Below are 23,508 nucleotides of genomic sequence, written 5' to 3'. Positions count from 1 at the left end.
CGTCTGGGAGAGCCCTTACCGACCATGCGGGCCATATTCCGGAAGAAGAACTCAGATTCAAATATTTGCCCTACCACAAGTCATGACCGCTCTCGATGGACTGGGCTCGTTCGTGTTCGCCTTGAGCGGCGGCCTGCTTGCCGTCGAGAAACGGTTCGATCTGTTCGGTGTGCTGCTTCTCTCGTTCGCCGTGGCGGTGACCGGGGGCATCACGCGCGATCTGCTGATCGGCGCAGTGCCACCCGCTGCAGTTGCAAGCTGGCACACCCTTGCCATCGCGGTGCTCGGCGGTCTGCTGACCTTCTACGTCTACTCCGTCGTGCAGTCGGTTCGAGCGGCCGCGCTTGGAGTACCCTCGACCTCGCGAACGTGAGAAGCCCCGGTGATCAGTCTGCCCGAGGTTCGCAGGCAGCGTTCGCTGACAAGGCAGCCCGCATCATCAATGATGCCCTGCCAAGCCGCCTTGCGGGTCCGAACTGTGACACGCCAACACCCCTCGTCAGCGTCTTTCCCAGCCTCGATGCGGCTGGTGACGAGCCCAAGACGCATCTCGTGCCGGAGGTGCCCGGGATTGACCCCGAGCTTGGCAGCAAGCTGCTCCGGATCAACCACCCAGTCGCCACGCGTGTCGCGCTCGAAGTGCATGGCTTGGATCCCTTGCCAGCTCAGAAGGGGCGGAGCGTTCAAGTCGTCGGAGGCCTACTCCGCTCACGCCCGCTCGGTTTGGACAGCTGCCTAGAGATCTCCGCTCTGCGTGCCATCGCCATTGAGCGGAAGGTCATTGCACTTCCAATATCGTTCGATGCCCCTCCAACGATTCGGGGCTGCGCGGCTTCCTCTTGCGTCTTCGCCGGGTTGCACAACCGAACCGGTCGTCAGGTCGGTGTCGGTGTTGGGGGCGACACCGTGCTGTCGCTCTCTCAGCGAGTTGGAGAGCCCGTTCCGGCCTTCAAAGCCACCCGGATCCACTACAGGCGGGCTTCCTGCCGGGGCAGGAAGGCTCTGTGCGATCGCGGCGGGTGACAACAGACCTAGGACTAAGGCCGGGACAGCGTAAGCGATGTGGATGTTCATGGCGGCGTCCGATCGAATCGATACGGTCTCGGTCAAATAATTGCGGATCACTGCCGCAAATATCCGGGGCCACCCGCTACCTATAGCACGAAGATCGCCGCCTCTGAACATTATCCGCGGCAAGACCCCCCCGTCGCGCATTGGGGTGCAGGCAGGATTGCATGAGACTTTCTCCGGCAATGTCACCCTCGGCGGCCGGCTTCCATCGGAGGTACGAGAAACGTCCGCAAGGCGTCACCTTGCACCAGTCACCTGAGCTGCAAGGGATGTCCTGTGTGGATGGCTCCCGCGTTGCAAGGGGGTCTCTGAAGGCTGGCGGGCTGGTCGGGTGCCGTCTTGTGTCCGGCCTGTTCGCGCGGTCATCGACCGCTGGCCCTGATGGTTTCCGCGGACGAGGTCCCATTCTGCTTCGCGGGCTACGACGCCCTCGACATCTGGCGGGTTGTCCTCGTCCCCGGTCTGACCGGTACGCCATCACTTCACAGGGTCCTCGCAACCTCCTTCGCGCGGTACCGCGCTTGAACGGATCAGGGATTTCGCCATCAGGCCGTGGCCACGCTGGTCACCGGCATCCGGTAAACCTCGCCACGCACCATGATGGCCCAGATCGCCCGCGCCGCCCGATTGGCCATCGCGACCGTGACGACCCGCACCGGCTTGCGGGCGAGCAACGCGTTCATCAGCGGATCGGCGGCGCTGGGATGATGCTTGTTGCGCCGGACGAGCGAGGTCATCCCGGTGACCAGGAGACGGCGCAGGTACTGATCGCCCATCTTCGAGATGCGGCCGAGCCGCTCCTTGCCGCCACTGGAGTTGTTGAGCGGCGTCAGTCCGAGCCAGGCCGCGAACTGACGTCCGGACCGGAAGTGGGTCGGATCGGTGACGGTGGCGGCCAACGCGGTCGCCCCGAGCAGGCCGACGCCGGGCACAGTCGCGATGCGCCGGGCCAGTTCGCTGGCGCGGTACCAAGCCAGGAGATCGCGTTCGAGCTGCCGGATGCGGTCTTGCACCTCGCTCGCCTGCGCGGCTAAGACGGCGATTACCTTGGCAGCGAGGTCGGGAACCTCGCGCGCCGCACCGGCCACGGCGCGCCGCACGAATGCGAGGGCATGGGTAATGCCCTTGCGGAGGTTGATGCCGAACTCGGCCAGGAGGCCGCGGATCATGTTGACCAGTTGCGTGCGCTGACGGACCAGGAGATCGCGCGTTCGGTGCAGCGCGAGCGCCGCCTGCTGCTCGACGGACTTGATGGGCACAAATCGCATGGTCGGGCGCGTGACCGCCTCACAGATCGCCTCAGCGTCCGCCGCATCGGTCTTGCCGCGCTTCACGTAGGGCTTGACGGAGGCTGGCGGCATCAGCCGCACCGCGTGACCGAGGGCCGTAAGTTCGCGCGCCCAATGATGGCTCGTGCCACAAGCTTCCATGCCGATCAGGCACGGCGGCAGCTTGCTGAAGAAGGCCATCACCTGCGCCCGCCTCAGCGCTCGCCGGACGAGGACCTCGCCCGTGCGGCCGATGGCGTGCACCTGAAAGACGTTCTTGGCCAGGTCGAGGCCGACGGTCGTGATCTCCATCGTGGCGGCTCCAAGCTCGTGCTGCGCGACAGCACCACCTTGGCGCTGCTACGCCGAGAGCGGGAGCCATCCACTCCATCTGCTTCTGCGGTTTGAGCGCGGAAAGCGGACCGGCAGCTGCCGGCCAGGTTCAGCCGCTCGGGCCAATGAAACCAGATAGCCCGGAAGCGGACGCTCCGAAGGCGCGACCTTGGGCAAGAGCTACCTGAGATGCAGAGCGCCTACATCGGGGCCGCCGCATCAGTGATCCAAGAAGCTGCGCGGCTCAGAGAAGTGCGCTTACGGCGTTGTCGATGAACAACTCTCCAGAGCGGACGTACCGAGCGAGCATTGCGTCCGACGCGTGCCCCGTCTGGGTACGAATTTTCCAGGAGGGGACGCCGGCACGCGCAGCGCTCGTCGCCAGCCCAGCGCGCAGGCTATGACCCGAATACCCTCGCCGGTCGAGGCCAGCCGCCGCAGCTCGCTCTCGAACGATGATCGAGACAGCCTCGCCGGAGAGCCGCCCGGACGCAACGTGACCGTGCCGGTTAATGGGCCGAAACAGGGGGCCGCTCTCGATGCCTGAGGATGACAACCACGCCTCCAACCCTGTGACTGGACACCAGCGCGTGCGACCGAACGGAATCCCAATCGTGCGTCCATGGCCGGCCTGATCGGTTTTGGAGCGGCGCAGGGTCACCACGAGACCCTCACGCACGGGCGCTATGTCCGCGCGATCGAGACCCACCAGCTCGGAGCGGCGGAACCCGCCCGCGAAGCCGACTAACAGGAGGGCCCGGTCGCGCCGACCACGGAGCGTGGTATCTAGCGCATCCACGATCAGCCCGAGATCCTCCTTGAGCAGCGGGCGCGCCCCACGCTGAGGTGTGCCGCGGGTCCGGCGGATCCCCCGCAACGTCGCCCGCACAAGCTCGGATCGAACAGGGTTGGGCAGACCTCGGGCTTCATGGGCCTTGCCGATCGCAGTGACACGCCGGACGAGAGTCGCGATACGCAGCCGGTCGGCGTGATCGGCCAGGTAGGTGGCCAGCGTGGCGGGCTTGGCTGGGATGGCGCCACCCCAAGCCTCGAAATGGGCGAGATCGGACAGGTAGGCTCGACGCGTGTTTGCCGACAGGCTCTGCTCAATGAGTTGGAGCACCTCGTCGGGAGGAGGCCCCTGTGTGCCGCCATTAATTGCAGGGAAAGGTGACACGCCCCCGGAGCTGAGAGTGGCTGATGATAAGGGATGATTATCGGAGGTAAGGAGCGGTTTCACAGCTCGGCCTCCACGAAGGCCAAGCCGTCGCGCAGTGCTCCGAGAAGACCCGCCCGCTGCTCGGGTGACAGAGCCAGCAGAGACTGGCGCAGGCTCTCACACACCCGGTCCAGTGTCTTGCGCTCGCGGCCTCGCGGCCACGTGCCCTGATGGCGGTATCCCCGATGAGCGTAGAAGAGCGCCAGCCAGAGGTCGAGCGCAGTTGCCGAGCCGATCGTGCCGTTATCGATCGCCTGCATGGTCGCGGCGTAGACGCGGGAGAGGCGCTCATGCCCTCCCGTCACGGCGTAGCCGTCGAGCAGCATCGCGAGGTCGTCGGACTGAGCCCAGGTGAAGGGTGCAGGAATGGCAGCAAAGTCGCCAAGCCGAATACGCTCAACCCAGAGCGGCTTCGGGCCTGTGGGAGGGTTCGACATGTCAGCCTCTCCCCAGCGTGCGCCGGACGATCTCGGCCCGGATCGCGTTCAGGTGATCGAGGTTGGCTCTCACTGCGGCGAGCAGCGGATCTATAGCCTCCACGGTCACGCCTGCCCGCAGCATGTCGCTCTCGGTGCCAAGCCGCTCGGTCGCAGCAGATCCCTGCCAGCCCAGCCGCCGCGCCACCGGAGCCGCATCGGCGTAGAAGGCGGCCATGCAGGCCGCGTCGCGGTGGCGGTACTCCGGGACATGCTCCTCTAGGCAGGCGCGCACCGCCTCGTTCTCGCGCGCCAACCTGCCGATTGCCTGCTTGCCGATGCGGGTGTGCTTGTCGAAGGCGTAGAGGGGTACCTCATCGACCAGCATTGCGGTCGGGACCGGCTCCTCAATGGTGTCAGGGTACTCACCTTCGAACGCTGCCCGCCAGATCAGCGGCACCATGAGGGTGATGGGCTCGCGGGTCCTACGCGCCGTCAACTGGGTGGCGTGCACCAGGTCCGCAGGTACGCCGAGCTGGAGGAAGGCATCCATGAGCCCGCGGAGATCACCTCGGCCGAGGCGGCACTCGCCGGGTTGGTTGAGGCCGGAGGCGAACCAGGCTGCGGTGGCTCGGTCGGCCAGCGGCATATCGGGATCCAGCATCATCGCGAGCCGGTCCCTCACGGAGCAGCTGCCGGCCTGCTGCCGAGCCGCCTCAAGGTCGGGGTGATCCTTGGCGGCGCAGATCAGGAAGTCAGCGCCGCGATCCTTGGGCACGCTGGCCAGGAAGCGGGCGAGCCACGCAGCTGCTGGGCCATCACCTCCAAGCTGTTCACGCCGACCCGGATCAAGGCACAGCTCGACGCTCCGGATGACAGCCTCGGCTGAGCCAGCCCCGACATCCTCGAAGGCGATGACCATGAAGCGGCGCCAGATTGCTGGGCCGCGCAGAGCGAGGAGGGTCACGGCCGCACGTGCAGCGACTTCGGCATCTCCGCGCCGGATGGCCTTCTGCAGCAGGCTTCTGACAGTCCAATGATCGATGGGCAGGAGGGTAGGAGCACTCCCATCCTGTTCGATGCCGGTCGAGACTGGCTCACCGCTGATTGAGCTGAGTAGGTCGTGCAAGAGGTCCTCCCTGAATGGCGGGAGGACCAGAGACATGCAGCCCCACGACGGACGTTAGCTAATACCGGTCGACGGTGATAGCGACTCACGAGGTTTCGTATCGGCGGCGGATCTGGTTCGATGAGGCAAACCGGGAGGGTTTGCCATGTCCGCTGCGGTTGCTCTGCGTGAGGATTTCAACGCCGACGATCTTCGACGTCTGGCCAAGGCCAGCCGAGACGCGGGCCAGAGCCGCCGGCTGCTGGCGCTGGCCGAGATCTACGAGGGCGGCAGCCGCACGGATGCGGCTCGGATCGGGGTGGTAGGGTTGCAGACGGTGCGCGATTGGGTGCTCGCCTTCAACGCAGCTGGCCCGGCCGGGCTGATCAACCGCAAGGCCCCGGGCAACCCAGCCAAGTTGAGCGATGCGCAGCGTCAAGCGCTGGCGCAGATCGTCGAGAGCGGGCCGGACCCGGATCGACACGGCGTGGTGCGCTGGCGGCTGAAGGATCTCGCCGCCTGGATCTACGCCAGCTTCGGCGTGAGCCTGGACGAGAGCACGGTGGGCCGCACGGTGAAACAACTCGGCTTCCGCAAGCTGTCGGCACGCCCGCGCCATCATGAGCAGGACCCGGCCGCACTGGCAGCCTTCAAAAAAACTTGCCCGCCGAGGTGAGGGCGATCCGAACCCGGCTGCCGGCTGGCACGGCCATCGAGGTGTGGTGGTCAGACGAGGCTCGGGTCGGCCAGAAGAACACGCTGCCCCGCCGCTGGGCGCGCCGCGGCAGCCGGCCCTCGGCGCCCAAGGACCAACGCACGGCCCACGCCTACATCTTCGGAGCGATCTGTCCCGAGAAGGGCAAGGGTGCCGGCCTCATCATGCCGAGATGCGATACCGCGGCGATGAACGAGCACCTCAGGGAGATCAGCTGCAGCGTCGAGGAAGGCGCCCACGCCGTGCTGATCCTCGATGGGGCGGGCTGGCACGTCGCCCACGACCTCGTCGTGCCCGCCAACATCACCCTGCTGCCGCTGCCAGCCTGCGCCCCGGAACTCAACCCGGTCGAGAATGTCTGGCAGTTCCTGCGCGACAACTGGCTCGGCGACCGCGTCTTCTCGTCCTACGAGGACATTGTCGAGCAGTGCTGTCAGGTCTGGAACCGGTTCATCGACCAGCCTTGGAAGATCATGTCCATCGGCCTGCGTGACTGGGCCTATCAGTTATGATCACCACCGATTGGTATAAGGGACCGAGCGAGGCAATGAAGAATGCAGCCCCGGAACATTGCCGCGTTCCGGTTTGCAGCTGGCCCTTCGTGGACGTGTGGCATGTCCGCTCTTTGGCATTCCGATTGGACATCAGCTTCCGAGTTTGGCCGTTAGCGGAACGACTGCTTTGAGGCTTGGGTTGTGGGTCACCGGACTCTCTGCGCGGATCAGTTGAATGCCTCGGAGTGCCCCTTCCGGACATTCGAGATGCTTGCCCTCCTGGAATCCACCGCCAGCCCGGCGACGCAACTCCGCTTTACACCCTTATCGGACAGGCTCTGAGGTATTTCGCAGCCCGTATGGCCGATCCCGAAAAAACCCAGTAGACTGAAGCCATGCGCGCAAAGCGAAATCCCGATTTGTGGAGGATTTCCGCATGAGTGGACTGCTGAACGACAAATTCGCCAATGGGGCCGCTGCCCCGAGACGCTCAGCTCAGGATCACGCACGAGTTCGGAAGGCCCGCGAGCACCAGAAGACCTCACTCGCAATCCCATCTTCCAGACCCTGGTCCACGAGCGCACACGCTTCGGCTGGATCCTGACCGGGCTGATGCTGGTGGTCTATTTCGGCTTCATCGGCCTCATTGCCTTCGACAAGGCCCTGCTCGCCACTAAGGTCGGCGGCGGCACCGCCTCGCTCGGCCTGTTCCTCGGCGTCGGCGTCATCGTCTTCGCCTTCATCCTCACCGGCATCTACGTCGTGCGCGCCAACGGCCGCTACGACGCGCTGACCGCCGAACTCGAGCGGAGCCTCGGCCGATGACCCGCCTCTCCGCCCTCCTCATCACGGCCTCGCTCGCGCTCGAGTGAGGCAAGTATCGGCTCCCCGCGCAGGGGTTTAACAGAAGAGCTGCGCCTTATACAAGCAATAGATCTCTCGCTGTGCCTAGTTTAAACAATGATTATCTCATAGGCGCCTTATTATTTACTGATCACTGCATTTAGTTTTGTGGCTGATACTTTGGCGACCAGCTTTCAATTACTCGGTCATTTAAAGATGTAGTTGAGATGGCAAATTCTGGCTTCTCGCAATTAGGCACCAATCCCAAATTCGGCGACAGCACCAGCGCGCATGCGTGGAATCCGAACGCCTCGCTTCAACATGTCACGCAGCTGTAGGTAGATCATCGCAGTCATCAACGCATCGTTGCTCGCGTCATGCTGGGGAATGGCAGGAATGCTCAGGTCTTTTAATATTGAATCAAAACTTAGGTCGATCAACAAATGGTCAGGAGCATCTCTGTACTTGCATTGGTAATACATTGAGGAAACATCAATTCGCTTGTTAGGGAGATGAATTCTCAGAAGGCGCAAAAGATAGCGATCGATCATCCCCACATCGAAATCCGTGTAGTAGCCGACGATGGGACGGCTGCCGACGAAATGCAATAATTCTGGCATGATCTCGCGCATCGGACGCCCGTTCTGCAGGTCGTGGTCAAGGATGCCATGCACCTTGATCGCCTCCGGGGCGGACTTTCGATCGGTTTTCGCCAACGCTTCGAAACGCTCGCTCGTCAAGATTCGGTCGCCACGGATGCGGATCGCGGCAATCGTGATGATCTCGTCCTTGCGCAGGTTGAGCCCTGTTGTTTCGCAATCGACAGCTACGACCTCGTCGGGGGGAGCGTCGCCGAACAGGAAGGCGTAGCGAGGATCGGAGATCCGTGCTCGGTCGATCGCGCGCCGCACGCTTCGGAGCATGTCAGAGTCCCGTGAGGCTGTAGCGGACGCGGATTAACTCGCGAAAGCGACGCACGATGCGGAGCGCGTCGCGTAGCATGTCTCGCTCCACGGTCGGCATGGCGCCGACGTTGACGGCAGACGTGGCGTCGGTCCGGCCCCGATGCCTCGCATCAATCTGCGTTGAGAGCCTGAGATTCATGAAGATGGTCAGCGCGCTGAGGATCTCTCCGGCGAAGTGGGCATCCAGCGCTCCGCGTGAGACGAGAGCCTCAGCGCGCTGTCTCGTCGACCCGGCCAAGGTATCGTGCTCAAGAGACAGGACTCGCATGCCGTGGATGATTGGGAAGGTACCGTCGCGCTTCAGATCAATGTCTTTCCGCCGAAAGCCAATCGTGGCGAATACGGTGCCGAGCACGCCCAGATCGTCTGTCGAGAACAGGTCGATCAACTTGGCGACCTCGGCGAGAAGCCGCGTCTCGCCTCGGACCATTTCAATCAGAGCCTCCTTGGCGCCCGCCAGCACGTGGGCATCGCCCGCTACTGCAACGGCGTCGGCGAAGATCGACAGGTTCATGGCGGCCTCGCTGTCGGCCGCATGGACCCAGGTTCGCAGTTGCGCCAGGAACTGATCGATGGGCTGCGACCAGAGCGGGTTGCGCACCATGATGTTGCCGGGGCAGGGCGGGAAGCCGAAGCTCTCCAGAGCCAGAGTGAAGTCGGCCCGGAATGTCGCGAGATCGGTCTCAGGAGCTGGCCGCGCGAGAAGTAGGCCGTTGTCTTGGTCTGTGCGCACGCTTTGCTCACCGCGCCCCTCGGACCCCATAAGGAAAAGGCAACCAGCTTCACGGATCGCAGGCGGCGCGACGATCTCGAAGAGCTTGCCATGCAGCCGACTGTTGAGGTCGGCTGTGATGTTATTGATGGCCTCAACGCGCACGCCTTGGCGATGAAGGCGTTCGACCTGGTCCTGGATGTCGCGAGCTGCACCTGACAGGTCGGCCACCGAGGTCGCTCGCGCGATCCGACCGGGAATCAGCTGCGAGTTGCCGGCGAAAAGCCCGAGAATGTCGAGGTCGCGCAACAGTCCGACATAGCGTCGATCCACGGTCACCGCGATCCGCCGCTTATTGGACCGCGTCATGATCAGCAAGGCATCGACGAGGAGCTGGTCGGCGTCGATGGATACCACTTCAAACTGCGCAATCTCTCGTACCGGTGTCTCGGCGGGTAGGCGCCGGATCATACAGGCGCGGGTGAGCTTTAGGCCGGTAACCACTCCGGTCCGTTCGCCATCGTCGACGAACACGGCGTCGGTGTCGGCTTCCAGCATGGCGTGCGCCGCGGCCTGCAAAGTGGCGCAGCCCCTGATGAATACGGCCTCACTGTAGCGTGCATCGCGGATGCGGGTGCTGAGTACCGAGTCTATGCCTCTGGGGTCACACCGTGTCGGCAGCGCGTCGAGTTTGCGCGAGAGTTCAGCGTAGAAGAAGGCGGCGAACCCGTCGTTGCGATGAACGAGGTCGAGAATGTTGCTCCGTGGAAGTAGGAAACACAACGTCTCCTCCGCGGCGACGAAATCTTCGCCCGCTTCGCTATGCACGACGGCACGCGCGTCGAAAATGTCGCCTGCGCCGAAAACATCGTGAAGCGCTGCGCCGTGGCGAGCTTCGACAGCACCCTTGATCATGACATGCAGGAAGTCAGATGCTTGCCCCTGGCGCACGATCACGGCCCCCGGGCGAAAATAGGCGATGTCAATTCGTTGTTTGAGTATCTCCGCCTCGTCGTGGGTCAGGCGATCAAACGGAGGGCTCAGGGTATCGAGGCTCTGCATCGTTTAAGCCTGTCCCGATCAGTCTTGCGGCTGAGAGAGCGTACCTCGCCTATCGCAGACGTTAAATGCTACGTCGGCGGGCGACCCGTCCGTACTGGCTGAGGACCACACACAAGGAGTTGAGACCGCCTCGACGAGCTATGGCTTAAGCTGTTTGGTGGCGAAACGCTGTTGGGACCGGGTGCGTCGGGCGATTGAGGAATACACCTCGCGCTTTGACGACTCGCGCCGGCGCCGCTCTGCTGGCGACGATGCAGCTCACGCTCGCCGAGGGACAGCAGCACCGGACGCTCATCCTGCAGACCCTGACCACCTTCCTGCGATCTTGAGGTACCGGACGGGCGATCGCTTCAAATCGCCCAGCCGGGGAATGACCGCTATGGAGAAGGCGATCAGTTCGGCCAAATGACCGAGATGGGCGGATTGTGTTGAAAAACTCCGTTTGCCCCCCTTTCGAGGACATCAACCTACAACACCTGGGTTCGTATCGAGCGACAAATACTAGCTATAGAGGACTTTGATCGCGCCGCGGAGTTTTTCAACACAATCGGCGCGAAGCGGAACGTCGGGTTTCGGGCAAACGCCAACCGCTGCTTCGGGCGCGTCTCTGCTTTTGTGCTTCGGCCTTCGGCGGCTTCCTGTCTGGAGCGCCACACCACGAGGAGAACCCCGCTTGCTCGTGCGTGCAACGGATTGCACGGAAAGGTGACACCCAGGCCCTAAGGGTAAGTCGCGATAAGAGGGTGTTATCGGAGGTAAGAGCCCAATCAGCGGCGCCTAGGTGGCTCTGAAGCCCAGTCGGGCTTCGTTCCCTTCCAGCTACCCACGCACAACGCTCTGCGTTAGCTTCCGGCCAAGCTATCCCGCGCAGAAGGGGGCGCGGCGCCGTCTTGCCGCTGCCTTCAACATCGAGATCCGGAGGACCGATCGTGAAGCTCAGCGCTTCGGCAACTCTCCATCAGTGCCTGCAGTCATAGAATGCGGCGTCCCTATCAAAAGGCGGGGATTGCGGTCCTAGAGGACACCTTCGCGGCTTCGAAGGAGGATCGACGGATCCTTGAAGCGCTCCTTCACGAACTCGAACAGCGCTCGACCGACCGTGCCGGCCGGCTGAAAGTGCAGGTCGCCAACGCACTTGAGGCGCTCGGAGGGCGCGGTCGGAGCGCCGTCAGGCCGACGAAGCCGGAAACCGGATCACGCCAATCTCGCGCTGCCGCAACGTCCCAGACGCCGGCAAGAGCCGAGCCCGTGGCCCGGCAGGCTGTCGAAATCCCCACCTCCCCAGTATCGACGGTGATCCAGCCGCCGACGGCCGAACCTTCATCTCAGCGCCGTCGCGAGCCCCGTCGGCCGCCGCCCGTCACGAACCAGCCGGGCAACATCCTGTCGGCCTGGACGGCGCTGGAGGTGCTGTCCCCGTTCACGTACCTGAAGCCTGCCGACATGGCGGAGGGTGACACGCGGCGCATCGCCAACCTCGCAGACGGCGTGCCGTGGCGCCCGCCCGGCGAGAAGGCGCGACCCAACAAGCAGCTGTTCTATCAGATCGTTCTCGGTGCCGTCCGAATGGACACGTCGACTAAGGCGTTGATGGAGTTCTTCGTCGACAATCATCAGGACCGAACACCGGCGCGCGGCTTTGCGGCTATCGCCACCGTTACCGTCGACAAAGCCGGCGTCCTAGTCGAGGAGGGCGCGGCCACTGCCGTGTCGAGCTTTGCCTGGGGCTTGTCGCGGGCCCTGCAGGGTGACCTCGTCGCCCTGGGGCGATGGCCGGAGTTCGAGACGAAGCTCAACGAGGCGCTCGACAAGCGGCTGCGCCGTCTCGACAAGGAGGGCAAGCCGCTACCGCTCGACGCGGCGATGATCCGAAACGCCTACGAATGGCTCGTGAAGGAGTGCGGGCTGCCAGCCGGCCTTCTCGAAGAGCCGAGCTTCGCCCTACGCGTCTACCACTACTGGAACGCTCCCGAGCCGCCGGACGCCCCTCTCCTCGGAAGCTTCTTCCTTGAGGACCTCGACGCCGCTCGGAGGTTGGTCGTGAGCGGGGCCGCCACGGGCAATCTCCGTCGCTATCTCGGCCTGGACAAGCCGTTGAAGCGCATGAACGTCCTGACCGACGATGGGCTCGTGGCGGATGCCGTCGCACCGTGGCGCTTCCCCGCCGGCCGCTGGCCCGGTCCGGGACGCCATCCCCTGGCGCTGCTTCAGCAGGGAGCCGTCAACCTCGCCTCGTCCAATAGCCCCGGCGTCGACCTCTTTCCCGTCAACGGCCCGCCGGGCACCGGAAAGACAACCCTGCTGCGGGACATGGTCGCCGCGCTCGTCGTGAAGCGGGCGGAGGCGATGTGCGGCTTCGATGACCCCGAGAAGGCATTCCGCGCTACCGGCGAGAAGAGACGCGCCGGGAACACGACGGTCGCCTACCACACGGTCGACGAAGGCCTGCGCGGGTTCGAGATGCTCGTGGCCTCCTCGAACAACAAGGCGGTCGAGAACGTCAGCCGGGAGCTGCCGGCGCTGAAGGCGATCGCCGCGGACGCGCCCGGGCTGCGCTACTTCAAGACCGTCGCCGACAACGTCTCCGGTGAGGTCGAAGCCTGGGGGCTGATTGCGGCGGTCCTCGGCAAGGCAGCCAACCGCTTCGCCTTCCGTGAGGCAGCCTGGGTCGACCCCAACAAGGGCCTGCGCACCTACCTCGCCGAGGCGGCCGGCACGCCGCAATGGATCGAGGAGCCCGACGAAGCCGCGCCGGCGGGCAAGAGGCGTCGGCGGCCGATCGTAGTCGAGCGCGAGGCCCCGCCCCGGAGCCGCACTGAAGCGCTGCGGCGCTGGCGAGAGGCCCGGACCACCTTCGAACAGGCGCGAACGGAGGTTCGCAGCTACCTCGATGAGATTGAGCAGGCTCGCCGTGACCTCCCGAGACTACCGGGCCTGAGAACCGCAGCGACGGATGCCGGCAGGGCTCTTGCGGAAGCCGAGGCGGCGGCCAACGAAGCCTTCCGACAGGCCGGCGAGCGGGCCGATGCAGCCACGACCGAGAAGGCGCGCCACGACATCGTCGAGCGGAAGCTGGCGATCCACGCTCAGACCCGCCCTGGTTTCGTCGCACGCCTGTTCGGGTCTGCCTCCGCTAAGCGATGGAATGCGGAGATGGATCGCTTGCGCTCCGACCTCGGCGATGCTGCCTGGGCGCGAGAGGAGGCCGAAGCCGCATCGTTCGTCGCCGCGCGCAAGCTCAGGGACGCGGAGGCTGGGCGGACTGCCGCGGAGAAGGCTGTGGGCGAGGCGCTCGCGGCGCGGGACGCCGCCGAGCGGCGCGTCGCGAAGATGCGGTCCCGCTGCGGCCGGGGCGTGGTGGACGAGGCCTTCTTTGCCCAGGGACACGAGGCGAGACAGATCGCGGCGCCGTGGCTCGATGCGGCGGCCCACCGCCAGCGGGACCGCGTGTTCGAACTGGCCCTCGCCGTCCACAAGGCCTTCCTGGACGCGGCAGCCGTCCCGCTGCGCCACAACCTCGAAAACCTGTTCCACGCCCTGATCGGCCGAAACGCGTGGCAACCGAAGATGCGGCCGCACATGCCCGACCTCTGGGCCAGCCTGTTCCTGGTGGTGCCGGTCGTGTCGACGACCTTCGCCTCGGTCACCCGGATGTTCGGCTACCTGCCTCCGCAGTCGTTGGGTTGGCTTCTCGTCGACGAGGCCGGTCAAGCAGTGCCGCAGGCCGCTGTCGGCGCGCTGATGCGCACCCGTCGGGCCGTTGTTGTCGGCGACCCGCTGCAGATCGAACCCGTGACCTCATTGCCGACCGAGCTGGCAGAGACAATCTGTCGGGACTTCGGCGTGGACCCCGACCGCTGGAATGCGCCGCGGGTCTCGGTCCAGGCCGTCGCCGACGCGTCCACCTCGTTCGCGGCTGAGTTCCAGCACGACGTCGGCTCGGTGCAGGTCGGTTTCCCGCTCCTAGTCCACCGGCGCTGCGCTGATCCCATGTTCTCGCTCTCGAACCGGGTCGCCTACGCCGGCCTGATGGTGCACGCGACACCGCGCCGGACCTCTGCCATCCGGGACGTGCTGGGTCCGTCCCACTGGGTCGACGTCGCCGGCGACCGGACCGAGGATAAATGGGTCGAGGCCGAAGGCGAGGCTGTCCTGGCCATGATCCAGCGCCTCGCGGAAGCCGGAACGCCGACGCTCGATCTCTACGTCGTCAGCCCCTTCGTCATCGTTGCCCGCCGTCTCCGCGAGCGGCTGCTCACTTCCGGCTTGCTGGAACGCTGGACCTCAGATCCGTACGGCTGGACGCGGGACCGGATCGGCACGGTGCATACGGTCCAGGGACGAGAAGCCGACAGCGTTATCCTTGTCCTCGGTGCGCCTCTATCGGCACAACGCGGTGCGCGAGGCTGGGCCGGGGCAACGCCGAACATCCTGAACGTTGCCGCGACCCGGGCACAGGAGAACCTCTACGTCGTGGGTTCGCGGTCCGCGTGGCAGGACGCCGGCGTGTTCCGGCATCTGGTCCAAGATTGGCGGAACGAAGCCGAAGGACGGCGACCGGCGGCCTAGTGAATGATGGCCCGTGTCAGTCCGAGCTGCGCCCTGATCTCGCAACTGCTTGGCGGACCCGTGTGCTTGTCCCAGGTGCATGATGAACTCTGGTGGCTGTCCTGGACACGCGGATCGCCAGGGTGGATGCGGCCTGAGATCGTCTCCTCCAAGTTTATATGTTGCTTGGTAAACTTGGGGGCAACCTCGGGAGCGTTTAAGGTCCTTACGGCCGCCGCTCTCGCTGTCCCAAAACCTGTCCCCGGCTCTCGTGAACATGGCTGAGGGACAGCCATAGGCACGGGTTGGGACAGCTGAAGGACATTATGCGGTCGCCTGCGATGCGAACTGCAGGCTTCCCGCCGCAGCCCGACCGATCTCCGCCTTCTGACCTAATGAGCGCCAGGCTTTTCTTCAGCGCCGTCTACACCTCAATCCAGCGCAGCTTCAACACGCCCTGCTCCGCACTCGTCCTTTGCCCGTCTTCATACCGGCTCCTCCGGTCCTGGCTGAGCCTCTCAATCAGATTGGTCCAACGCCGCCTGACCAGCTCAGAGGTCCAGAGCAACTTGGATCGCCGAGCAGACTGTTGCGCCTGTCAAAGACCTCTGCGGTTGGAGACCAGTTTCAGGCCGGGTGCAGGACGGGCATTGAGCGCCGCCGCGACCTTAAGTTCGAGTTCCCCGTGTTGGAACGGCTTCTGGACAACCCGATCCTCGCTGGCCTCCTCGGCTTGCGTCAACTTGGTCCGGTCAGCGTAGCCGGTCACGAACACGACTGGAATGGTCGGCCATCGTTGGCGTATCACGCTGGCAACCTCTGCACCGTTCATGCCGGGCATTGCGAAGTCGACGACGACGAGATCGAAGCACGGATCGTGTTCAAGGGCTTGGATGGCCGCAAGTCCGGAGCTCGCCTCACGGATCTCATAGCCAGCCTCCGACAGCTTGGTAGCGGTGATCTCCCGGACCGCACTGTCATCGTCAACGACGAGCAGCGCGGGCTTGTCCCCGGGTCTGCGAATGGTCGTGCAGTCGACTTCAACGCGAGGTCTATCGCCTGCTTCCGTGCCCGCAGCTACGCGCGGCAGGTACACCCGGACCGTCGTGCCCTCGCCGGGCACCGTATCGATCTGGACCCCACCACCCGACTGCTTGGCGAAGCCATAGACCTGGGCAAGGCCCAGACCCGAGCCTTTGCCCACTTCCTTCGTCGTGAAGAACGGCTCGAATACGCGCTGCAGAACATCGGGTGGAATACCGGTGCCCGTGTCGCTCACTGCCACCATGGCATAGTCTCCCGGTGGAGGCTCCTCCGGCCGCCTCGGCTCGCTGGTCAAGTGCACGTTGGCGGTCTCGATGGTGAGGCTGCCCCCCACCGCCATCGCGTCCCGGGCGTTGATGGCGAGGTTGAGGATGATCAGCTCGATCTGCGTCGCGTCGACGAGCGCCGGCCAGAGATCCGGCTGCAGCGTCATCTCGATCCGCACGGCGCCGCCGATGGAACTCTGCAGCAGGTCGCGCATCGAGGCGACCGTCCGGTTCAACTGAACTGGCACGGGCTCAAGCCGCTGCCGCCGCGAGAAGGCGAGGAGTTGTGCAGTGAGGCGGGCGCCCCGCTCGGCAGCGCCGCGCATCATGTCGAGACGGCGGCGCGACCGGTCATCCGAGACGGCCTGCTCCAAGAACTCGATGTTGCCGGCAATCACGGTCAAGAGGTTGTTGAAGTCGTGTGCCACGCCGCTGGTGAGCTGCCCGACAGCCTCCAGGCGCTGGGCCTGCCGCAAGGCTTCCTCGATACGCTCGCGCTCGGTGATCTGGTTCTGCAGTGCCGCGTTGGCATCCGCGAGTTCGCGGGTACGCTCCACGACCCGTGCCTCAAGGGTCTCATTCAACTCACGCAGCGCCTGCTCCGCGGCACGTCGCTCGGCATGAGCACGGGCCTCAGCGAGCGCCCGCACAATCGCGCGCGGGAGCCGGTCGAGCCTCTGCTTCGTGACGTAGTCCGTGGCCCCGTTTTTCAGGGCCTCGACAGCCACGTCCTCACCGAGGGTTCCCGAGACGAAGACGAAAGGGGTCTCAGGACAGTTCTCGCGCGCGATCGCCAAGGCGCTCAGGCCGTCGAACGTGGGCAGGACGTAGTCGGCCAGGATGATGTCGTGTTGCCGCCGTGCCGTGGCTCCGGAGAAGGCGTTGCGGGTCATCACTCGCTCGATCTCGCAGGACAGGCGAGCGTCATCGAGGACGGCAGAGAGCAACTCGGCGTCGAGGTCGCTGTCCTCAAGGAGCAGGATGCGAAGTGGCGCCACGGCGCCTTCGAGCGAGGTGTCCATCAGACGTTCGATGGCCAGTTTCCCCGATGTGGCGGCGGTTCGTTCAAGACCGCCCAGAACACCCCGAGATCCTGGATCGCCTCGAAGAACTCTTTGAAGCCGACCGGCTTCACCACGAAGGCGTTCACGCCGAGTTCGTAGGAGCGCACAAGGTCGGTCTCTTCGCGCGAGGAGGTCAGCATGACGATAGGAATGGCGCGCGTCTGAGGATCACCCTTGACTGCGGCCAGCACCTCAAGACCGTCAACTTTTGGCAGCTTGAGGTCGAGCAGCACGACGGCGGGATCGCGTACGTCGCGGCCTTCGTAAAAGCCGCGCCGGTAGAGGAAGTCGAGGGCTTCGGCTCCATCCCGGCAGATGACGATCTCGTTCGCCAACTGGCTCTTCTCCAGAGCGGCCAGGGTCAGCTCGATGTCATTCGGGTTGTCCTCCACGAGGAGGATCGGCTTCAGGTCCGCCATGTCATTGTGCCCCCCGCGCACCGGTAACGTGAAGTGGAAGGTTGCGCCTTGACCGAGGTTACCTTCAGCCCAGGTTCGGCCGCCGTGACGCTCGACGATGCGACGCACGTTGGCGAGCCCAATACCGGTTCCCTCGAACTCCTCGACCCGGTGCAGGCGCTGGAACACCCCGAACAGCTTGCCCACGTAGGCCATGTCGAAGCCGACGCCGTTGTCCCGCACGTAGAACACAGCCTCGGCATCACGGTCGGGCTCACGTCCGACCTCGATCAGGGCCTCGGGCTTGTCCCGCGTGTACTTCACGGCGTTCGACAGGAGGTTCTCGACGACGAGGCGCAGCATGACGGGGTCGGCGTAGACCCGACCGAGCGAGCCAACCTGCCAGCGGATGATGCGCTCGGCCGGCACGTCGCGGCTGACCTTGCGGCGGACCTCCTCGACGAGCTGGTTCATGTCGCCCGAGACCCGGTTGAGCGCGTTCCGGCCCATCTGCGAGAAGGTCAGCAGATTGTCGACGAGCGTGCCTGCTGAGAAGGCAGCTTCGATGATGGTGTCGACATAGTGGCGTCCCTTGTCGGAGAGCCGGTCACCCTCACGCGAGCGCAGAAGCTCCGAGTAGCCGACGATGTGACGGAACGGAGCGCGCAGGTCGTGGCTGACCGAGTAGGAGAAGGCTTCGAGTTCCTTGTTCGAGCGTTGCAGCTCCTCGCTGAGGGCTGCGAGCTCCTCGGCCCTGCGCAGCACGATGCCGAGCACGGCCGAACGCAGATCCTTGGCCGCGTCGATCTCCGGCACGGACCAAGAATGCGAGCGCCCCTGCACCGTCTCCTTCCAGATCTCGAAGGACTTGCGGGGATGCAGCCGGTCAGGGGCGCCTGACGGGTCCTGGGTTGCGGCCTTCGTCGGATTGCCGCCCCACTTCACGGTCTGCACGACCTCGGGTCTGAACCACAGGACGTAGCTCGCGTACTTCTGCGAGATCGAGATGGCGAGGAGACCGCTTGCCAGATCAGCGAACGCACCGGCCGGTAGGTGCTCCGCGGAGAGGGCGTCCGTCACGTAGACGGGCTCGCCACCATGCCGGGCCGACAGCCAGTCGTAGATCCCCCTTACCTGCCGTTCAGCCGGGGTTGTTCCGAGCAGGCGACAATGTTCAGCCGTCACGATGGCCGCACCACTCGCCCCCGCCAGCGCGAGCACATCTTCGGGATGGTTCAGTAGCCCGTCGACGAATTGGTCCTCTTCCGCCATGAAGCCGAGGAGACGCGCCTGGATCGCACCGAGGTGCAGCCGCTGCTCGGCGAGCGCCCCGCGCTCCTTCGCGGCGAGTTGCAGGGCGAAGATCCGGGTAAGGAAGTCACAGGCGTTGCGAGCCTGGAGCGGCACCCGCCGAGGTGCCTTGTTGTGGCAGGAGATCAGGCCCCAGAGCGCACCGTCGACGAGGATCGAGACGGACATCGAGGCCATCGTGCCCATGTTGCGCATGTACTCGACATGGACCGGCGAGACGCTGCGCAGGACCGACTGGCTGAGATCGAGAGGGGCACCCGTCGAGGGCGTGAGCCGCGGCACGATTGGAACCGGCTCGTAGCTGGCGTCCGGAATGATGCGCAGCCTGTTGCGGCGATAGAGTTCGCGCGCCTGGGCTGGGATGTCGGACGCGGGGAAACGCAGATCCAGATAGGAGGGCAGTACGCCGTTGCCGTCCTCCGCGACCACGGTGCCGTTCCAGTCCCGATCGAACCGGTAGACGAGCGCGCGGTCGAAACCGGTGATGTGGCGGACGTCTCTCGCCAGAAGGTTGCAGAGTTCCTCCGCCGTCCTTGCCGCGTGCAGGCCCTCGACGAACGCGTTGAGGCGTGGGTAGAGCGCGTCAAGGCTGTGAGCTGCCGCGGCCTCGCTCGCGACCTCCTCAAGTTCGAGAATGGTCAGACCACGGGACCGGTGTGTCGCAAGATCGTAGGATCTCGGCCCTTCTGATGTATCGAAGGTCAAGGTCCTGAGGAAGTTAGCACCCTCGCGCTCTGGTTGCGCTGCCAAGTCGCCCGTGAGCAAAGCGCCGATCTCCGGGAACGCCACTTCCAAAGGCTGACCGTGGATGCGGGCAGCGGGGCGATCCGGCATGTCGGGCACGTTCGCGCTGGCTTGGACGATGCGAAGATCGGCTCCCTCGACGGCTAGCAGGAAGCCGTGGGGCTGGAGAGTGCCGAGAATGTGGATCGGCTCTCGGTCGCATGCTGTCAGTTCCGCCGCGTGCAGCGTTCGTGTGGCCGAACTCAAGCCATGCGCTCCCTGGCTCCGAACCTGTGTTGGTGCGCGACCATACACACCGGCAGCGGCCAACGCGACCCGAGTTGCAGGGGCAGATTTCGTCGGCCTGCATCGGTCGGGCGGTTGATCCGCTAGACTGATGGCACCTCGCTGACCAGTCGAAGCGAGCCGAAACCGCTCCGTCCTCTGTGGTCGGGCTAGGCAAGTAGCTTCGTACCATACGGCCGGATCGAAGCCGGCCGGCGCGCCATGCCGAACCATCCCGCACGAGCCGCATTTCTCCCCGCACACGCCAAAAGGGAGGTAGGCATGAAGCGACTGCTGCTGATCACCGCAGCTCTGTGTGCCATCGTCGGAGCGCTGGTGTTCACACGCTCGTCCCATCAGTCAGATGGCTTGATCGCGGCTCCACCCTCGCCAGGAACGACGACCAGCTCCAGCAGGCCGGCAGAAGCTTCCAAGCAAGCAGAGCAAGCTGCTCCGATTTCCGCGGTCCCGTCCTTCCTGCAGCTGTCTACGTCCGCTGCGGGGCTGCAGGCGGCCGACGCCGGGCAGAGCGGTCTTATCATCGGTGCGCCAGGGCTGCTGGCCTTCGCGCAGGCAGGCACGCCCGACTACCAGCCGGACATCCCAACCGGCTCAGTCAAGCCGGCGAAGACGAAACACCATCGTTGAGGGGACTTCCAAGCCCAGCCAGTCAGCGCACCCGATAAGCCTCCGAGGCCGCTGAGGAACGCGTTCTTCCACCGAGCTCTGCCACCTCACCTTCGAGGGATCAGGTCCACGGCGCACCAACAAGGGCTACCCGACCTGGAGGAACTGAATGGCGGCCGCACGCTCGTCGGTGAAGACGCCAGCGGTCAATGCGCCGCCGTAGACGCAGCCTGTGTCGAGGTTGGTGCGGAAGCGGCGCACGTCCGGCTCACCATCCAGGAGCGGTGTGTGGCCATGAATGACGTACTTCCCGAAGTCGTGGTCCTCGGTCAGGAACGGCTCGCGGATCCAGAGGCGCGCATGCTGATCTGGATCCGGCGCCGGCACGCCAGGGCGGAAGCCGGCATGCACGTAGAAGCGTTGCGCGTCCTCGTAGACGGTCGGCAGGCTCTCGGCCCACCGCACCACGTCGTCCGGCAGGTCCTCGGGACCGGCAACGCCGAAGGACTGCAACGTCGCTGCCCCACCGTTCATCAGCCAGTTGATCCTCAGGCCCGGTACCGAGTGAGCGTGGATCATCAGATCCTCATGGTTGCCCATCAGGCAGACCACGTCCTCAGGCTCACTCGCCTGCAGGTCTCGCAGAAGGCTGATGACGCCGGCGCTGTCCGGTCCCCGGTCGATGTAGTCACCCAGGAAGACGAGCTTGCGCGGTCGACCCTCGCGATGCTCCTCGATCCGGTTGAGCAGTTCGCGCAGGTGGTCGTAGCAGCCGTGGATGTCGCCGATCGCGTAGGTCAGGCCCATCGCCCCTCAGTCTGCGGTGCGCCGGTTTGTTAGGTATCGCGGATCGGGACCTGCTCGTTCCGATAAGGACGAAGCACCCGGCCTCAGGGGCCTGGAATTACGCCCTTCCTAGCCCCTTCTCCCAGGCACATCCCAATGGATGGGGCGTTCGAACGGGCACCTTACCACTGCTTCATCAAGGGCTGACCAGCCGCTCGGCTTATTTCCAGCCTCCAGGCGCACGCCCGCGCTGGAGACGCGCCCATTTCCCGGGCGCCTGGCTCCGAACCAGATCTTCCAGCTCCTGCTGCATCAGCACCTTCGAAGCTGGCGTCTGTTTCCACCGTGGGAAGGCTTTGATCCAGTAGCGGCGGTAGGGACCAATCTCCTTGATCGCCTGTGCTACCGGTTCGGTTTGGACCGTCGTAATGACCCGCTGGTAGAAGCGATAGTAGCTCTTCGCGGCAGGGCGACGCTTGACCGCCCCGGTGAAGGGATCCCACCGGTGCCGGTACTTGAGAAAATCGAACCCCGCGTGGATGTTGGCAACCTCGCAGCGTTTGAGGCGGAACGGTCCGGCTGGATGCTGCTCGAGAGCAGCAGACAGGGCTATTTGCAACGCTTTGCCTCCTTCCTCGCTATGAGCCGCAACCGCGATATCGTCACCGTGGACGATGATGCGGTCCGCCGAGGTGATCGACCTCAGCGTAGGTCCGAGCAGCAGGCTCATGACGAGGTTGGAGGAGCGCGAGCCCTGCGGCAGTCCTTGCCGAACCGCTCCGTCAAACACTGAATGGGGGATATCCCCCTGAGGGTAGAGAGAGAGCAGAGGTACCCCGGGACCTATCAGCAGACAGGTCTCGATGACCTGCTGCGGTAGGCCTAGGAGATCCCTCAGGCTCTCGTGCTGCACGGACCTAAAGCAATCCTTGATGTCAGCGAGGACGAAGTAGGGATACCCCGCCTCGACCAAGCTGGTGATGTGATCGGAGGCGATATCTGCCCCCCGCCCCTTGGTGAGGTAGTCGGTCGGCTCGACCCCGTGCATGGCGGTGAGAACATCTCCCGCCAAGAGCTGCAGGGCCCGCCGCTTTGGCCCGAACTCGCATACCGGCCTCCAACCCTCGCCCGACGACTTGGGCTGCGCCCAGGTGCGGACCGGCTCTTCCGGATCCTTGTAGGCGCTGAGCCCCGCGGCCGTCTCATAGACCCACCCCGCCGTGAGGTCCGGGTGCTTCTTGATAGCCCGCACCAGGCAGACGAGCTTCGACGAGAAGGACGTGAGCACCACGTTCTGCGCCTCTCGGATCTTCCGCCGATTGTCGCTCTCGGCAGCCTTCGCGACGCGGCGCAGGTTCTCCTCGTGACGCTCCGCATGATCCCGCACCACGCCGGCGAACTCAGAACCGAGCAGATGCTGAGCACGTTGCTCCGCGGAGTTGATGCGGGCTTGGTTCATCGGGCGGCTTCTTTCTCGCGCGCCTCTTTCCAGGCTTGTGCCTCTGAAAGGCGGTACTTCTTCCTGTGGCCGTGCTGGACGCGTTCAGGAGCTTGGCCCGCCGCGTTCAATCGCCGGACTTGCCGCACGGAGAGGCCCACCATCGCGGCGAACTGCTTGATGGTGAGGAGAGTTGGTTTCGCAGCGTAGGCCTCCGCTGACGCGAGCCTTGCCTCCAGGTCGAGGGCGCGAAGCTGCTTTCGCGGAGCACGTGGTCCACGTGGCATGTCACACTTCCTTGCAATTAATGCTCGGGTGCCTGCAGGAACTCAAAATTCCATGCAGCTTGCTCGCACCCACCAACGATGAAGCAGCGGCTCGCTACTCCCACTTAAACTGGGCTACTGAGGCACCTACTGTCGCGTCTCCCAAAAAGACCTAAACAGACACTTCGGGCTCAATGAGCTTGCTTCGCGCTGGATGATCGCCAACGATGTCTAATCGCACCCGTACGACCTCCACTATGCTGCCGTCAGACTGCAGCTGAAAGCCACTGTAAACGCCAGCTTCGGAGTTGCTGGCGAGTGTGCCATCGCCAAGCTGAAACAGCTTCCCGCTTGAGGAGAAGCCGACCAAGTACCCTTTACTCAAGAGGACATTCGCGATTTCGCGAGACATTTCACTCAAGGCAAGGCCGGCACCCTCAAAAACCTCAGGCGCAATGACTGGGATAGTTTTTGTGTGCGACGCCGAAGCCCCTGTGTTGTTCGCCGATTTCGGCATGCAACTTCTCCGAGGCGTGAACGTGATTG

General features: G+C 64.5%; 17 protein-coding genes. 5 read left to right on the top strand and 12 right to left on the bottom strand.

Translation table 11 applies throughout. The annotated features are described in order from the left end of the window. The first annotated feature begins 82 nt into the window (after window positions 1-82). Window positions 83-373, top strand: coding sequence for a trimeric intracellular cation channel family protein (locus tag DK389_RS29040; protein ID WP_109894995.1), 291 nt, complete (start codon window positions 83-85; stop codon window positions 371-373). Here the strand turns inward: DK389_RS29040 and DK389_RS34725 are convergent. From DK389_RS34725 to DK389_RS29015, 5 genes are all read right to left on the bottom strand, one after another. Continuing rightward, window positions 310-645 carry a DUF6522 family protein gene (locus tag DK389_RS34725; protein ID WP_236960423.1) on the bottom strand — a complete coding sequence of 112 codons (336 nt, stop codon included), beginning with the start codon at window positions 643-645 and terminating at the stop codon, window positions 310-312. The genes DK389_RS29040 and DK389_RS34725 overlap by 64 nt on opposite strands. Before the next feature lie 971 nt (window positions 646-1,616). Further along, a complete protein-coding gene (locus DK389_RS29030; RefSeq protein ID WP_109894993.1) occupies window positions 1,617-2,651 on the bottom strand; it encodes an IS110 family RNA-guided transposase in 1,035 nt (344 codons plus the stop codon). Window positions 2,652-2,916: 265 nt separating this feature from the next. Next, on the bottom strand, window positions 2,917-3,795 hold the full coding sequence (locus tag DK389_RS29025; RefSeq protein WP_236960422.1) for a site-specific integrase: 879 nt from the start codon (window positions 3,793-3,795) through the stop codon (window positions 2,917-2,919). A 113-nt stretch (window positions 3,796-3,908) separates the two neighbouring features. After that, complete coding sequence (locus tag DK389_RS29020) at window positions 3,909-4,328, bottom strand: hypothetical protein (RefSeq protein ID WP_162560952.1); 420 nt, start codon at window positions 4,326-4,328, stop codon at window positions 3,909-3,911. Window position 4,329: 1 nt separating this feature from the next. Then, window positions 4,330-5,274, bottom strand: a complete 945-nt coding sequence (locus DK389_RS29015; RefSeq protein ID WP_162560951.1) for a hypothetical protein — start codon at window positions 5,272-5,274, stop codon at window positions 4,330-4,332. A 307-nt stretch (window positions 5,275-5,581) separates the two neighbouring features. Here DK389_RS29015 and DK389_RS29010 point away from each other — a divergent pair. Together DK389_RS29010 and DK389_RS29005 are read left to right on the top strand one after the other, a co-directional pair. Continuing rightward, window positions 5,582-6,642, top strand: a protein-coding gene (locus tag DK389_RS29010; RefSeq protein WP_109890655.1) for an IS630 family transposase whose coding sequence is annotated in 2 segments (ribosomal slippage) — window positions 5,582-6,086 and window positions 6,086-6,642 — 1,062 coding nt in all. Because the reading frame shifts where the segments join, the coding sequence is not laid out codon by codon here. Between the two features lie 537 nt (window positions 6,643-7,179). After that, a complete protein-coding gene (locus DK389_RS29005; protein ID WP_236961071.1) occupies window positions 7,180-7,449 on the top strand; it encodes a DUF485 domain-containing protein in 270 nt (89 codons plus the stop codon). Between the two features lie 269 nt (window positions 7,450-7,718). On the opposite strand, the gene DK389_RS29000 is transcribed toward DK389_RS29005, so the two are convergent. Together DK389_RS29000 and DK389_RS28995 are read right to left on the bottom strand one after the other, a co-directional pair. Beyond that, window positions 7,719-8,390 carry a 3'-5' exonuclease gene (locus DK389_RS29000; RefSeq protein ID WP_109894985.1) on the bottom strand — a complete coding sequence of 224 codons (672 nt, stop codon included), beginning with the start codon at window positions 8,388-8,390 and terminating at the stop codon, window positions 7,719-7,721. Window position 8,391: 1 nt separating this feature from the next. Continuing rightward, on the bottom strand, window positions 8,392-10,206 hold the full coding sequence (locus tag DK389_RS28995) for a DUF294 nucleotidyltransferase-like domain-containing protein (protein ID WP_109894983.1): 1,815 nt from the start codon (window positions 10,204-10,206) through the stop codon (window positions 8,392-8,394). Between the two features lie 1,248 nt (window positions 10,207-11,454). Here DK389_RS28995 and DK389_RS28985 point away from each other — a divergent pair. Continuing rightward, window positions 11,455-14,775 (top strand): DEAD/DEAH box helicase, encoded by a 3,321-nt coding sequence (locus tag DK389_RS28985; RefSeq protein WP_162560950.1) that lies wholly within the window; start codon window positions 11,455-11,457, stop codon window positions 14,773-14,775. A 577-nt stretch (window positions 14,776-15,352) separates the two neighbouring features. Here DK389_RS28985 and DK389_RS28980 read toward each other — a convergent pair. Together DK389_RS28980 and DK389_RS28975 are read right to left on the bottom strand one after the other, a co-directional pair. Further along, entirely contained in the window at window positions 15,353-17,086 is a 1,734-nt protein-coding gene (locus tag DK389_RS28980; RefSeq protein ID WP_109894977.1) for a response regulator, read from the bottom strand. Beyond that, the gene (locus DK389_RS28975; protein WP_109894975.1) at window positions 17,086-19,827 is read right to left on the bottom strand and encodes an ATP-binding protein; all 2,742 of its coding nucleotides are present in this window, start codon (window positions 19,825-19,827) and stop codon (window positions 17,086-17,088) included. The genes DK389_RS28980 and DK389_RS28975 overlap by 1 nt, the downstream gene beginning before the upstream one ends. Window positions 19,828-20,127: 300 nt before the next feature. Between DK389_RS28975 and DK389_RS33190 the strand changes: the two genes are divergently transcribed. After that, on the top strand, window positions 20,128-20,493 hold the full coding sequence (locus DK389_RS33190; protein ID WP_162560949.1) for a hypothetical protein: 366 nt from the start codon (window positions 20,128-20,130) through the stop codon (window positions 20,491-20,493). A gap of 126 nt (window positions 20,494-20,619) precedes the next feature. Here DK389_RS33190 and DK389_RS28970 read toward each other — a convergent pair whose 3' ends face one another. From DK389_RS28970 to DK389_RS33185, 3 genes are all read right to left on the bottom strand, one after another. After that, window positions 20,620-21,279 carry a metallophosphoesterase family protein gene (locus DK389_RS28970; protein ID WP_109894973.1) on the bottom strand — a complete coding sequence of 220 codons (660 nt, stop codon included), beginning with the start codon at window positions 21,277-21,279 and terminating at the stop codon, window positions 20,620-20,622. Window positions 21,280-21,478: 199 nt separating this feature from the next. Further along, entirely contained in the window at window positions 21,479-22,717 is a 1,239-nt protein-coding gene (locus DK389_RS28965; protein WP_109894971.1) for a reverse transcriptase domain-containing protein, read from the bottom strand. A gap of 417 nt (window positions 22,718-23,134) precedes the next feature. Further along, window positions 23,135-23,479 carry a hypothetical protein gene (locus DK389_RS33185; protein WP_162560948.1) on the bottom strand — a complete coding sequence of 115 codons (345 nt, stop codon included), beginning with the start codon at window positions 23,477-23,479 and terminating at the stop codon, window positions 23,135-23,137. Between the last annotated feature and the right edge of the window lie 29 nt (window positions 23,480-23,508).

The sequence above is a fragment of the Methylobacterium durans genome (assembly GCF_003173715.1).
GTDB lineage: Bacteria > Pseudomonadota > Alphaproteobacteria > Rhizobiales > Beijerinckiaceae > Methylobacterium > Methylobacterium durans.
This window is presented reverse-complemented; position numbering and strand designations above follow the sequence as displayed.

Excerpts from the sequence above, each read along its gene's own strand:
- DK389_RS28980 (WP_109894977.1), bottom strand. The coding sequence starts at position 17,086 with ATGGACACCTCGCTCGAAGGCGCCGTGGCGCCACTTCGCATCCTGCTC.
- DK389_RS28970 (WP_109894973.1), bottom strand. The coding sequence starts at position 21,279 with ATGGGCCTGACCTACGCGATCGGCGACATCCACGGCTGCTACGACCAC.
- DK389_RS29040 (WP_109894995.1), top strand. The coding sequence starts at position 83 with ATGACCGCTCTCGATGGACTGGGCTCGTTCGTGTTCGCCTTGAGCGGC.
- DK389_RS28965 (WP_109894971.1), bottom strand. The coding sequence starts at position 22,717 with ATGAACCAAGCCCGCATCAACTCCGCGGAGCAACGTGCTCAGCATCTG.
- DK389_RS29020 (WP_162560952.1), bottom strand. The coding sequence starts at position 4,328 with ATGTCGAACCCTCCCACAGGCCCGAAGCCGCTCTGGGTTGAGCGTATT.
- DK389_RS33185 (WP_162560948.1), bottom strand. The coding sequence starts at position 23,479 with ATGCCGAAATCGGCGAACAACACAGGGGCTTCGGCGTCGCACACAAAA.
- DK389_RS29000 (WP_109894985.1), bottom strand. The coding sequence starts at position 8,390 with ATGCTCCGAAGCGTGCGGCGCGCGATCGACCGAGCACGGATCTCCGAT.
- DK389_RS33190 (WP_162560949.1), top strand. The coding sequence starts at position 20,128 with ATGAAGCGACTGCTGCTGATCACCGCAGCTCTGTGTGCCATCGTCGGA.
- DK389_RS28995 (WP_109894983.1), bottom strand. The coding sequence starts at position 10,206 with ATGCAGAGCCTCGATACCCTGAGCCCTCCGTTTGATCGCCTGACCCAC.
- DK389_RS29030 (WP_109894993.1), bottom strand. The coding sequence starts at position 2,651 with ATGGAGATCACGACCGTCGGCCTCGACCTGGCCAAGAACGTCTTTCAG.
- DK389_RS34725 (WP_236960423.1), bottom strand. The coding sequence starts at position 645 with ATGCACTTCGAGCGCGACACGCGTGGCGACTGGGTGGTTGATCCGGAG.